This is a genomic window from Kosakonia sp. S42 (assembly GCF_016624785.1).
Classification (GTDB): Bacteria; Pseudomonadota; Gammaproteobacteria; order Enterobacterales; family Enterobacteriaceae; genus Kosakonia; species Kosakonia cowanii.
Map to the genome: position 1 here is coordinate 1 of NZ_JACVTW010000060.1, position 8,736 is coordinate 8,736.

Annotated in this window: 15 protein-coding genes and 1 pseudogene; 1 reads left to right on the forward strand and 15 read right to left on the reverse strand. The window is 55.3% G+C overall.

The window, feature by feature from the left end:
- Both IAE50_RS25125 and IAE50_RS25130 read right to left on the reverse strand, forming a co-directional pair.
- Window positions 1-256 (reverse strand): hypothetical protein (locus IAE50_RS25125; protein WP_200581624.1); only part of this gene is annotated, 256 nt, incomplete at its 3' end.
- Window positions 253-504 (reverse strand): hypothetical protein, encoded by a 252-nt coding sequence (locus IAE50_RS25130; RefSeq protein ID WP_234467344.1) that lies wholly within the window; start codon window positions 502-504, stop codon window positions 253-255. The genes IAE50_RS25125 and IAE50_RS25130, both read right to left, overlap by 4 nt.
- Window positions 505-618: 114 nt before the next feature.
- Between IAE50_RS25130 and IAE50_RS25135 the strand changes: the two genes are divergently transcribed.
- A complete protein-coding gene (locus IAE50_RS25135) occupies window positions 619-972 on the forward strand; it encodes a hypothetical protein (RefSeq protein WP_200581625.1) in 354 nt (117 codons plus the stop codon).
- Here IAE50_RS25135 and IAE50_RS25140 read toward each other — a convergent pair.
- From IAE50_RS25140 to IAE50_RS25200, 13 genes and pseudogenes are all read right to left on the reverse strand, one after another.
- Window positions 969-1,337, reverse strand: coding sequence for a hypothetical protein (locus tag IAE50_RS25140; RefSeq protein ID WP_200581626.1), 369 nt, complete (start codon window positions 1,335-1,337; stop codon window positions 969-971). The genes IAE50_RS25135 and IAE50_RS25140 overlap by 4 nt on opposite strands.
- Before the next feature lie 57 nt (window positions 1,338-1,394).
- Window positions 1,395-1,643 (reverse strand): hypothetical protein, encoded by a 249-nt coding sequence (locus IAE50_RS25145; protein WP_200581627.1) that lies wholly within the window; start codon window positions 1,641-1,643, stop codon window positions 1,395-1,397.
- A gap of 433 nt (window positions 1,644-2,076) precedes the next feature.
- Window positions 2,077-2,457 (reverse strand): hypothetical protein, encoded by a 381-nt coding sequence (locus IAE50_RS25150; RefSeq protein ID WP_200581628.1) that lies wholly within the window; start codon window positions 2,455-2,457, stop codon window positions 2,077-2,079.
- Window positions 2,454-3,089, reverse strand: coding sequence for a type-F conjugative transfer system protein TraW (gene traW, locus IAE50_RS25155; RefSeq protein WP_200581629.1), 636 nt, complete (start codon window positions 3,087-3,089; stop codon window positions 2,454-2,456). Before traW ends, IAE50_RS25150 begins: the two co-directional genes overlap by 4 nt.
- Window positions 3,086-3,505: a type-F conjugative transfer system protein TrbI gene (gene trbI / locus IAE50_RS25160; RefSeq protein WP_234467345.1), complete on the reverse strand. Its 420-nt coding sequence runs from the start codon at window positions 3,503-3,505 to the stop codon at window positions 3,086-3,088. The genes traW and trbI overlap by 4 nt, the downstream gene beginning before the upstream one ends.
- A complete protein-coding gene (traC, locus tag IAE50_RS25165; protein ID WP_200581631.1) occupies window positions 3,502-6,144 on the reverse strand; it encodes a type IV secretion system protein TraC in 2,643 nt (880 codons plus the stop codon). The genes trbI and traC overlap by 4 nt, the downstream gene beginning before the upstream one ends.
- A 2-nt stretch (window positions 6,145-6,146) precedes the next feature.
- Entirely contained in the window at window positions 6,147-6,368 is a 222-nt protein-coding gene (locus IAE50_RS25170; RefSeq protein ID WP_200581632.1) for a hypothetical protein, read from the reverse strand.
- Window positions 6,365-6,910, reverse strand: a complete 546-nt coding sequence (traV, locus tag IAE50_RS25175; RefSeq protein WP_200581633.1) for a type IV conjugative transfer system lipoprotein TraV — start codon at window positions 6,908-6,910, stop codon at window positions 6,365-6,367. Before traV ends, IAE50_RS25170 begins: the two co-directional genes overlap by 4 nt.
- A 43-nt stretch (window positions 6,911-6,953) precedes the next feature.
- Window positions 6,954-7,352 (reverse strand): hypothetical protein, encoded by a 399-nt coding sequence (locus tag IAE50_RS25180; RefSeq protein ID WP_200581634.1) that lies wholly within the window; start codon window positions 7,350-7,352, stop codon window positions 6,954-6,956.
- Window positions 7,339-7,518, reverse strand: coding sequence for a hypothetical protein (locus tag IAE50_RS25185; RefSeq protein WP_200581635.1), 180 nt, complete (start codon window positions 7,516-7,518; stop codon window positions 7,339-7,341). Before IAE50_RS25185 ends, IAE50_RS25180 begins: the two co-directional genes overlap by 14 nt.
- Complete coding sequence (locus IAE50_RS25190) at window positions 7,515-8,000, reverse strand: hypothetical protein (RefSeq protein ID WP_200581636.1); 486 nt, start codon at window positions 7,998-8,000, stop codon at window positions 7,515-7,517. The genes IAE50_RS25185 and IAE50_RS25190 overlap by 4 nt, the downstream gene beginning before the upstream one ends.
- Entirely contained in the window at window positions 7,997-8,437 is a 441-nt protein-coding gene (locus IAE50_RS25195) for a hypothetical protein (RefSeq protein WP_200581637.1), read from the reverse strand. The genes IAE50_RS25190 and IAE50_RS25195 overlap by 4 nt, the downstream gene beginning before the upstream one ends.
- A 10-nt stretch (window positions 8,438-8,447) precedes the next feature.
- Window positions 8,448-8,736, reverse strand: a pseudogene (locus IAE50_RS25200) (conjugal transfer protein TraB); the annotation flags it as partial.

The window sequence follows — 8,736 nt, forward strand, 5'->3', positions numbered from 1 at the left end:
CCTGCCAGAGATAAATGGCCGTGCTGAGATCGGTCAGCGTCTCGTTTTTCGTCTCCTCAACAGGGGTGCCATAGCGCCATTGCTTTACTGTTCTTCCCTTTATTACACAAAAATAATAAAGCACTGAATAACCCGCCATGAATATCCCCCACATAATCAGGGGGCGCTGAAAGTTCACATCTGCACCCGCTGCCTGCAACTGTAAAAGGGAGATAGCTGCAATCACGGTCATGCCGACCAGGAAAAGAAATCTCATGCGCGGCTCTCCCGGTGTTTATCAAGAAACGCATTGATCAGAAAGTCCGTGAACCGCTCATCGCGCTTCTCTGCTTCCTTAACGATCACGCCGGTGGCGCGCTGCCAGCCCACACAGGCTCTGGTCACGAGCTGACTGGCCAGGTCATCAGGTTTGGGGTAGATTTCTTTCAGCTGGTTGCCGCTGGTATGGAAGGGCTTACCCTGACTATTTGCGCAAATAGCAGGGATATTCGTATTCATAGTCATGTTTTTCTCCGGATATTTTCTTGAAACCAGAGCCGGGTGAATGCTCATAACGACAGCAACGCTGTTGTTGGCTAAAATGGGCGCACGAGTCTGGGGATGAACTAAAGGATTGAAATGATCATAAAAATCCGACTTCCGCGTATTTTCAGTGAACAGGCGTCACTCGACATAATCAGAAATCTGTTCCGCGACATACTGACGTATTACGCATTGCTGGGGCTTCTTCTTGCAGCATGCAAATTTTTCACACCACCAACTGCTGTCCCCGACTGGCTTTTCCTGATTAGCGCAGCAATTTGCTCCATGATCAGTTTGTTATGGGTTGCAGCTATTACCGTAGAAAATCTCAACGCGCTTGAGAGAGTGTCTGAAACACGCAAGGACACAGTCTGGGTTATCGTTATGATGTTTTTCTCATGCATGATGCTGTGTCTGGCTTTATGGGCAGCCGTGAAAATCGCGTATTAATGTGCTCTGCTGACTATCGCTGCGGCGAACGACCACATCATTAAGGTGAGTGCCGCAGAGAAAAGGGCAGCAGGAATAACCGGCGTAATACTCTGAAACCGGGGATAAGCGTCTCGCAAGTTACCGGAAATACGCACTGACAGGTTAATATGGGACTGATGGAAGATGACGATGCAGAAAAAAATTAGCGGGTCTTTTTCCCATGATGTCCGGTACGCTATTGCCAGTATTGCCTGCAAACAAAGAATGATACATGCGGTGTAAAGGCCGGTTTTCTGATGCTTCAGTGGGCAAAGCGCAATACTGAACCATGATGCAAATAACGCGCACAGCACTGCCAGTGCTGTGACTATTACGGCGACCATCCTCATCTCCTCAGAACTGTTCAGACAGACAAGCCTTCAGCGCGCAGGGAAAGCAACTCATGCACGGCTCTCCCGGTGTTTATCAAGAAATGCATTAATCAGAAAGTCCGTGAACCGCTCATCGCGCTTATCCGGCTCCTTAACGACCACACCGGTGGCGCGCTGCCAGCCCACAAAGGCTTTGGTCACGAGCTGACTGGCCCAGCCATCAAGTTCGGGATAGATTTCTTTTAGTTGATTGCCGCTGACACGCAGCGGCTTGGCAGGTACCGGACCGGTACTGCTGTTTGCGAGGGTTGTTGTCATTATTTCTCCGGCAAAAAGGTGAGACTTTCGCTTTTCAACACGACATAAAATGGGTGTACGGGTACGATACAGAGGTGCTTATTGAATGGAGTTAATCAGATGCGTTTTCCGGCCGAATTTAGCGACGACCGTTTTCTTGATGCCTTCAGGGATATTCTTCGGGACACTCTGACCACAGCAACCATCACTGTGCTCCTGGTGATTACCGTGAAACGTATGTTCCCCGGACCGGACTTAGTGGATATTTTGCTCCTGTTCATACTGGTACCGGTTTTCGCATTAATCCTCTGCTGGTACATAGGCATCTTAAACAGAAGCATCATGACACTGGAGGATACGTTCAGAGACTCGCGGTACTTTGATTGCTGGCGGAGGTGCCTGGGAGCATCTGGCATTTTCTTTGTTTTTTTGATTGCTTATACGGTCAGCAGTGCTATTGCATCTCACTGAAACGCACAAACATGCAGCCGGCCAGAAACCACAATGGGATGGTGTAGGTCAGTGAATTTATAACAACAGTGATAATTAAAGGTCGCACGCGCAGAAACGGCACATGTGACCGTAATCTTTTCACTGTCTGCATCTGAAAGATAACGAGCGCCTGACAGATCACATATGCCATCAAAAATATAACGGGTTCTGCCAGGATATGGTTCCGGAACAGAAAGCAGGGAATACTCTGGGTAGCCAGTGTTATCAGCGAGGCATGTATGGACAGCCGCCTGTCCTCCTCTTTGACCATCCCGGCAACGAGCCACACTGGCAGCGGTGTTAACAACAGTGTTTCGGCTATAATCAGGTAGCTAACATTCACTTATTCACCTCCGGTAAACGTATTTCTTCAACCTTCAGAACCCGCCCGTCACGCGTGATACGCACCGGGGTGTGCTCAAACCCGAATTTCGTGGTCAGGACGCCGGCCTGATCGAAGTAGATGCGTTCGTTCAGGGCATCGCTGGTTTCTTTGATGTTTCCCTTCACCAGGATGATTTTGAAATCCGTCGCACTGTCCAGCTGCTGCTTCATCCAGGCCACCTGGTCGCGGTTGTCGCCGTCGAGAAAGTAGAGCGTCTGGCTGTAAGGCACCCGGTCGAGCGGATTCACCTGATCGCCCTTGCGGGCAATGATGTTGCCCTGCATATCAGTGATGGTTTCGTTGACGGTGAAGGTGGGGTCATAGCTGAAGGCACGGTACTTTGCGGCAGGCGTCAGGCCGGCAACGGGCGGCGGCCTGACGGCGTTACGCTTAACGCGCTCCACCGCCTCGTTACGCAGCTGGTTCAGCTCACCGCTCTGCTCCATCGACTGCAGGCGCTTCTGGATAAAAACCAGCATGTCCTGCTCCTGCGGTTCAAACACATTCCCCCAGGTGCCGAGGTCTTTTGCCCCGGCACCGGCCGTGATGCCCGCCAGGAGTATTACGGCCAGACAGCGGGCCAGGTTCATTTCACCTCCCCGGCAGGAGACTGCATCCGCGCCGCGATATCGTTGCGGATGGCCGTGGTAATGTCAGGCTGCACACTCACCACGGCCGGCTGCACCAGGATCACCGTGTTATGCTTCTGCTGCCACGCGGCCAGGCTGTCGATCATGGCCTGGTTGAAACGACTGACCAGGGCTTTCGCCCTCGCCTCATCGAGTTTCTGCTGCGCAGACTGCTGTATGAAGATGTCCATCGTGCCCTTCATGTCGAACGTCACCACCTGCGGGGTCACCAGTCTGGCCACGCCCCAGGCAATGCCGGTCACAATCAGCAGCGCGCCCGCGCCGCACGCCAGAAGCTTCGGCCAGCGCGACGCCATACTGCCCGCCAGCGTCACACCGTCACGCACCACCTCCGCGTCATAAGGTTTATCACTCATGCTGCTTTCGCCCATTCTTCAAGCTCCGCCAGTTCCTGACCATATTTGATGCCTGCCAGCCGGTATGCTGCCTCTTCGGAACTGGCCCCTTTTTTCTGCTCTTCCTGCATGAACGCGAAGTCCTCGCCACGCGAACTGAACATCGCGCGCGTGACCGGGTCGACAAACAGGCGATGAAACGAACTGCGCTCGCCGGTGGTGATCAGCAGCGAGCTGTAGCCCGTGTCGAGTGCCGGCTGAAAGTATTTGATGACCTCTTTTTCGATCTCAGAGAACTGATCGGGATATTCGGCCACGTACTGCTTGAATGCTTTTGCATCCTGAAGCAGCGTGATTTTGGTGGAACTGTTGTTCCAGGCCGCCTCGGCTTCTTTACTCGCCGTAAAGTCCTTGATGCCCTGGGTGATGGTGATGAAGCCGCCACGGTGACGACGCACGGTACGGTAGCCGGTCTCGATGAATTTTGCGGCATGCGGGTTAGAGCCGCTGAGCAGTCGCCAGGCTTCATCGATGATGGCCACTTTTTTGAGGTTACGCGGGCTGTAGTACATCTTTTCCTGAATCGCCAGAATGAGCGAGAACAGGATGGCACTGAGCAGCTTCGGTTTGTTTTCCAGACTCAGCAGCTCCAGCACCGCGAAGCGGGTATCGCCATCGAGCGTCGGCTGATCCGCGTTGAAGTATTCCCCGTATGGACCCCAGCTGCAGTAGGCTTCCAGCAACAGAGCCAGCTCGGCGAGACGGGCAACAATCGTTGGCCGCTCCTGATATGCGTCGTTGACCTCCTGACTGGTGAGGTAGGCATGAACGTCATCGATGCGTGCCCTGTTCCCTTTACTCTCCCATGCCCAGGTCACCGCATTCTGCAGGATAGCTTCACAGACCGCGTCCAGCGGGTCTGTCGGGCTGGCCAGTACGGTGAGAAGCCGGACCACCCCTTCCGCCGAGACTTTAATGTCCCGTATGTTCGCAAACGGGTTGAAGCGCAGATCGGAACCGTCGAGATAGACGCCCCCGGCCTGCTTACAGTAGTTCTTGTAACTGTCTCCCATGTCGATGACCCAGGCGTACCCGCCGGCATTCAGGACGTCGCGCAGGATCCCCTGCGTGAGGAAGGACTTTCCTGCCCCGGAGGTGCCGGTGATGGCGATGTTGAAGTTGGTACTGCCGTTGGTTTCATCAAACATGTCGAAGAAGGCAGTCTGGTTACGGTAGGTCGGCAGTGGCATGCCACGCCGTGACAGGTGACGTTCACCCACTACCGGCATCAGGTTGACGGCATTCCAGCTCTTGGCGCGCAGTGTGGCACCGGTCGCTTTCAGATCTTCCCACATCCCTTCCTGCATCATGAACGGCATGGAGGCCAGCCAGTTACGCATCTGCTGATACTGGATAGTGGTCAGCTCCAGCTCGTTTTTACGGAAGACGTTAATCGCGGCCAGCTCGCAGGACAGCGCATCTTCATCATTATCCGGCGTGAACAGGGTGAGGTTGAAGTAATACCGGCACAGGGACACCTCATTGGTGCCCAGCTCCATCTGCATTCTGCGCCACTCTTCCGCCTGTTTTTTCACGCCCGGAAACAGCATGGCGTAAGCCGAGCTGGCTTTTTTGCCGAGATCCATGTTCTTGCGCAGCGCCTCGCCCTGGCTCCGGGTCTGCTCTTCCAGCTCAACGGTCCAGGTCAGCATGAAGGGACAGGGAATGCCGAGGTCAGGGAAACGCAGGTTCTGAAGGTTATCCGCGCCCTGCCAGAGCGCAAAGCGCGTCGGGTTTTTGGTCAGCTGCATGTTCACCACGCGACACGATGAGGCCGCCACGCGGGTCTGCCGGATTTCCGTTGCGTTACCGGCGTTATCCCGCATCTGCTTTTCAATGATGGTGTCCGGCAGCGCCAGGCTGATATGCGACGGGCGAACTTTGATATCGATACCCTGATCGACCACCTGACGGTTCATCTCCTCCTCGGTGTTCCACTCATCACCGGCCGGCATGACCTGCCCGGAGCGGTAGTTGACGAGTTCACGCATGAGCGAGAGGAAGTCGTTCGCCGTGGTATTCACCGAGTCGATACGGGCGGCGTCAAGCGACACGCGGATGGTGTTGCGGATCTGCTTGAGTTCATCCGTTATTTTCGACGTGAAGTGCCGTACCTTGCGGCCGTACACGATAAAGACCCGGTAATGACGCAGATAGAGGGGATATTCACGTTTGTTGGCCATCCCCTCAAGTGCCGATTTTTCCCAGAACGCGCGGGTAATGCTGTTGAGGTGCGCGGCCATCGGGCCTTTCCACATGTCGGTACTGACGCCGCGCGCGATGCGATCACCCACACATTTGCTGGCGACCATGATGACGGTCACCGGCGTTTTGCGCGGCAGCTTCTTGCGCAGCATGTCATCCAGCGCGGCCACCACCTGCTCGTTCGCCCCCGGCAGAGGGGCCGCCTCAACGATAAAACCCGCTGAGCCGGCATTGATGAACATGTCGTTGGCATCATCGTAATAACGCCACGGCAGGGCTGCGGTCAGGGAGGGATAATCCCAGGTCTGCTGCAGGTTGGCTTTCGCTGTCGCGGAGCCATCTTTCTGGCCTCCCTTTTTCAGCAAATCCATCATGCTTTCAACAAAGTCAGACATTTTTAAGTCCTCTCACGGTGGCGCAGGCGGGCAGCGATATCACCTATCAGTTCCAGACGCTGTGCCCGCAGGCTGTCAGGCCTGGCATACATGCGGTCGTATGCGCTGCCGGAAACGGTGTTTGTCAGTACCGGTAACTCACCGGTACTGCAGCCAGTGGCATACCAGCCCTGCCCGTCCAGGGGATCGCGGCGGGAAGGGTTACGGCGGGGTGGTTTCATCATTCATCCCCCTCCCCGATGACGCGGAACCCCTCATCCCAGTGAGATTTGTTTTTCACAAACTCCACGACGGCGGGCTGATGAAAGTTGTCGTCGGTGTCGACCCACGGGGCAATCCACAGGCGCTGTGTGGCGTCGGGAATACGCTGCGCGGTCACACGCCCTGCGCCGCTGACAGAGCTCGCCGGCGACACATACGATGTGGTCTGCGCAGCCTGTCCGGTAAGGTTGCTGCGCACCGGTGACGGTACGGTGGCGATCGGGCGCGGGGCGATGACACCGGTTGCTGCGACAGAAACGGGCCGGGAAGAACTGACCGCCGGCGCCGTGTTGCGCAGTGCCGGCAGGGTTTCACCCGCAGGCTTTTTTACGGCAGTGTCTTTGCCGATGTCGTTAATGCTTTTCCCCTTTGCGGCCAGGGCATTGGCCTCAGCGGTGGTCAGGCATTTATCGGTGGCGGTGGCATTACAGTCGAAATCTGAATTCATACCGGCGCAGCCGGTCAGCGCGCTGCACAGCAGTGCAGCACCCAGTAATTTATGCATGGATGACTCCGGGTTAAGAAAATGGGTAAAGGACGTGCAGTTGTTAAGTTTCGACCACCAGTTTTGCACTGTAGGCGACGCCACAGAGAAGCGGGAGACCGTAAGAAATGAGAAAAGCCATAAGGTACCAGTCAGCAGGTGGCCATGAGAATGTCCAGTTAAAGTACAGTCTCAGGAGCCAGGCACACGCTAAGGCAACCCAGGGAAGTGCTGCTCCCCACACTGCCGCGACAGATAAATCCCTTTTACTGTCGCTGAGATGTATCGCCATACTCACCAGCCAGATAACCGTAATGGCCAGCGCGACCCGCCAGAATGACCAGTTAACACCTGCCAGACCTTTGGGTATCTGCATGGCATACACTGTCAGGCCAAAGGCGTAACTCAGTACCGGCAGCCAGAGCCACTGCATGGCGAAGCCGGCTTTTTTAATTAAGCTCATGATGAGAATATCCCTCCAGTGGATTGTCACTGCAGGAACAGCACTGCAGCGGCGTTATGTAGTCTTTCTGAGCAGCCTCGCTTTTAGTGGCGCTGACCATCAGCACCAGGGAGGCGAGCAGAGCCAGCGTAACGAGCATCAGGGTGTGCACTGCATAACGGTTCATGGCTGCTCCTCACCCTTTTGCTCCCCTGCCCTGGCCGGGGTGTTCTGCAGAAAATGCGGCAGTGGTTTGTCTGCACGCCGGAATACAACCCTGCACTCGTCGTCATACCAGTTCCGCAGGTCGTCCTTTTCAATACTTCCTTTACTTTTGACGGCCTCCTGAAAGTGCTGCCAGGCAGTCAGGTTACAGGGCTGGTACAGGGCCAGTTTTCTGTCTGTCGCCGCAGGCCAGTCGTCATCTGCCCATCCGGGCAGAAGCTTCCTGCAAAAATGCGCGATAAGCCCGGCGCAGATGAAGAAACCAGCAATTAAGGCCCAGGCGGTAAGGTAAAACAGTAAAGTAACCGGAATTATCACCGCCAAGAGCAACACCAGGACAATCACATAAAATGCCGCTCTGCGGGGTGTAAGGCGGCCATGCTCCCACAACTGAATATCCATGCCGATTTTGCGGAGCTGCTTTCTGTTTTGAGCTTTGCTCATGTGTTCACCGCCGATTTGTCCTGCGTATTCGCCTGAGTCTGCGGCGTTGCTTTTTCCGGGTGAAAGACGGTCATGCATTCGCTTTCATACCAGGTCCGCAGGTCGTCCAGTTTCATGCGCCTTTTACGCTCAATGGTCTCCTGAAAGTGCTGCCAGGCTGCCTTGTTACGGGGCCGGTAGTGAGACAGTCGCCGGCGTATCGCCCGCGGCCAGTCATCATTCCGCCATCCCGGAATAAGGAACATGACGCCGGTCGCGGCTCCCATAACCATCCCTGAAGTCACAGGGATATGCCTGCTCCCCACCACGACTGCCATGACAAGCACAAAGAGCACCACATAAAAACTTATCTGGCGGGGGGTGAAGGCGTTGCGTTCCCATTTCTGAATATCACCGCCAGTCTTGCGAAGAATCATGATGTTGTGGTCATCATTCATGCTTTCAGCCTCAGTTAATGGTGTCACCCATTTTCAGGCCACGCGCCTGCCGCATAACTTCATCCGGATCGATGTTGCCGACAGATGTCGTGGAGGTTGAGGACGCCGGGACAGCCTGGGCAGTGTTACCGGTGACGGCATTCTGTGCGGTCTGGCCGGCTTTCTGTGCTTCGGCCAGGACTTTCGCTTCTTCCATATCCTGACGGGTTTCGAGCTGGAAGCCCTTCTGGAACACCACGGTGACCGCATTACCCGCCCCGATATCGATGATGGGGTGATACTGCTCGGCGCGCTTAATC

Bases quoted from the DNA above. Each gene is read 5' to 3' on its own strand.
- IAE50_RS25130 (WP_234467344.1), bottom strand. From the start codon at position 504: ATGACTATGAATACGAATATCCCTGCTATTTGCGCAAATAGTCAGGGT.
- IAE50_RS25135 (WP_200581625.1), top strand. From the start codon at position 619: ATGATCATAAAAATCCGACTTCCGCGTATTTTCAGTGAACAGGCGTCA.
- IAE50_RS25140 (WP_200581626.1), bottom strand. From the start codon at position 1,337: ATGGTCGCCGTAATAGTCACAGCACTGGCAGTGCTGTGCGCGTTATTT.
- IAE50_RS25145 (WP_200581627.1), bottom strand. From the start codon at position 1,643: ATGACAACAACCCTCGCAAACAGCAGTACCGGTCCGGTACCTGCCAAG.
- traW (WP_200581629.1), bottom strand. From the start codon at position 3,089: ATGAACCTGGCCCGCTGTCTGGCCGTAATACTCCTGGCGGGCATCACG.
- trbI (WP_234467345.1), bottom strand. From the start codon at position 3,505: ATGAGTGATAAACCTTATGACGCGGAGGTGGTGCGTGACGGTGTGACG.
- traC (WP_200581631.1), bottom strand. From the start codon at position 6,144: ATGTCTGACTTTGTTGAAAGCATGATGGATTTGCTGAAAAAGGGAGGC.
- IAE50_RS25170 (WP_200581632.1), bottom strand. From the start codon at position 6,368: ATGATGAAACCACCCCGCCGTAACCCTTCCCGCCGCGATCCCCTGGAC.
- traV (WP_200581633.1), bottom strand. From the start codon at position 6,910: ATGCATAAATTACTGGGTGCTGCACTGCTGTGCAGCGCGCTGACCGGC.
- IAE50_RS25180 (WP_200581634.1), bottom strand. From the start codon at position 7,352: ATGAGCTTAATTAAAAAAGCCGGCTTCGCCATGCAGTGGCTCTGGCTG.
- IAE50_RS25185 (WP_200581635.1), bottom strand. From the start codon at position 7,518: ATGAACCGTTATGCAGTGCACACCCTGATGCTCGTTACGCTGGCTCTG.
- IAE50_RS25190 (WP_200581636.1), bottom strand. From the start codon at position 8,000: ATGAGCAAAGCTCAAAACAGAAAGCAGCTCCGCAAAATCGGCATGGAT.
- IAE50_RS25195 (WP_200581637.1), bottom strand. From the start codon at position 8,437: ATGAATGATGACCACAACATCATGATTCTTCGCAAGACTGGCGGTGAT.